3 protein-coding genes are annotated in these 1,902 nt (G+C 41.7%); all 3 read right to left on the bottom strand.

Features of this window, described 5'->3' with window-relative positions; all coding sequences use genetic code 11:
- On the bottom strand, positions 1-399 hold a 399-nt coding region (locus PX481_RS04750; protein ID WP_288093819.1), incomplete at its 3' end, for a cytochrome c biogenesis CcdA family protein.
- 18 nt (positions 400-417) lie between these two features.
- Positions 418-780: a VOC family protein gene (locus PX481_RS04745; protein ID WP_004158968.1), complete on the bottom strand. Its 363-nt coding sequence runs from the start codon at positions 778-780 to the stop codon at positions 418-420.
- A gap of 2 nt (positions 781-782) precedes the next feature.
- A complete protein-coding gene (locus PX481_RS04740) occupies positions 783-1,739 on the bottom strand; it encodes an ABC transporter permease (RefSeq protein WP_002757065.1) in 957 nt (318 codons plus the stop codon).
- Positions 1,740-1,902 lie beyond the last annotated feature (163 nt).

Genomic DNA, 1,902 nt, shown 5'->3' with positions numbered 1-1,902 from the left:
GCCAAGGGAGGGGAAGCGCAGGGGTAATAATTCCAAGAGGTTTAACCCCATGAAAATAGCGATCGCACTGACGATAATTGGTAAACCGATCCCCACCTGTCCATAGACTTTTCCTAAAGTAGCGGCAATTAGTCCCAATCCCGCTAAGGTGGTGGCTAATCCCAGGGAAAACCATGTGGACTGCCAAAAAGCCGCTAAACGACCTTGATTTTCGTAACCCCCGATATAAGCGACGGTAATCGGCAACATCGACAGCATACAGGGGGTAAGACTGGTGAGTAAACCGGCTAGAAAAATCACGGCAATACTGACAAAACTAAGGTGAGTTAGTTGGGAAGTCACTAAGCGATCGGCGTATTGTTCAAGGTGATAGAGTTGAGTCTGTAATTGGTCTAACATATCGGGGAATTTTTCAGGCTAAATTTGGCTCATTTCTAGGATATTACCATCGGGATCACTGACAAATAAGGCCTTTCTACCCGAGGCACTCATTTGAATTGTATAACCTTGACTTTCTAGATAGTTACCCATGGCCGCCACGTCATCAATAGCGAAGGCAATATGAGGATTGCGTCCCCATTTTTGGGGATTGGGACGGTAGTTTTGATAATTGGTATCGACAATTAAATGAATTTGATAATCTCCCACTTGATACCAAACCCCATCGTATTGAAAAGGGCGATCAATTCTAGTCAATCCTAGAACATTTTCGTAAAAGTTAACGGCTTTTTCTAGATCGGTGACTAAAATCCCCGTGTGTAAGGATCGCATGATGTTCATAGTTAATATCTGACTCGCGGATCGAGCCAACTATAGGTTAAATCGGCAATTAAGTTAAAGATAACAATTAAAATCCCATAGATAAAGGTAATCGCCATCACTACGGGGGTATCACTGCGGGAAATAGAATCAATTAATAAAGCACCGATACCCGGCACACGAAACACTTGTTCTGTGACTAAAGCTCCAGTAAAAATTGAGGGAATATCAAGAGCAATCAGGGTGACAACGGGAATTAAAGCATTGCGAACTATATGCTTAGTGAGGACAGAAAAATTAGTTAGTCCCTTGGCTAAGGCAGTTTTAACGTACTCTTGGTGAATTTCTTCGGTTACGGAAGAACGCACGAAACGCATCAACATCGCCCCTTGATATAAGCTTAATACAGTTACGGGCATAATTGACTGTTTAACCTGCTCGATCAAACTATTAAAATCGCTAATTTCTAGGGTACTGTTATAAAAAGATGGTAGCCAGTTTAACTGCACACTAAAGATAATAATTAATAATAATCCCGTCACAAAGGTGGGTAAAGAAAAGCCAAGCATCGAAAAAGTAGAGATGATTTTGTCTAACCAAGAATAGCGCTTGACTGCTGAAATTACGCCCAAAGGAAAAGCGATTAAAACCCCGAAAATATAGGCAATACCGACAATCCAGAGAGTTGTGGGTAAACGCTGCCAAATGAGGGTAAAAACCGGGCTGCGACTGGTGAAAGAATAGCCCATATCTCCTTGAAGAAATGCTAACAACCACTTGACATAACGCACGGGAAGCGGTTGATCTAATCCGAGACTTTTGCGAATATTTTCTCGCACCGCTTCGGTGATAGCGGGATTAGCTGCAAATTCCCCCATCGGATCCCCCGGCGCTAGGGCCAAAATGCCAAAAACCACCATACTAATAGCTAAAAGAGTGGGAATCGAAAATAATAATCTTATCAGAAAATATTTGAGCATTTATTTACTACGCTTCCAGTCCTTGATGTTCCAAGTATTTCTATCCCAGGGAGTTAATTCAAACCCCGACAAACTATTGCTAATTGCCACCACATCGGCACGATGAACTAGGGGAATAATCACAAAATCATTAATTAACATATCATTCATTTTAATCGCTATT

The organism is Microcystis sp. M53603_WE2 (assembly GCF_030065435.1).
Note: the sequence above shows the minus strand (reverse complement) of the source record. Positions and strands in the feature narration are given on the sequence as shown.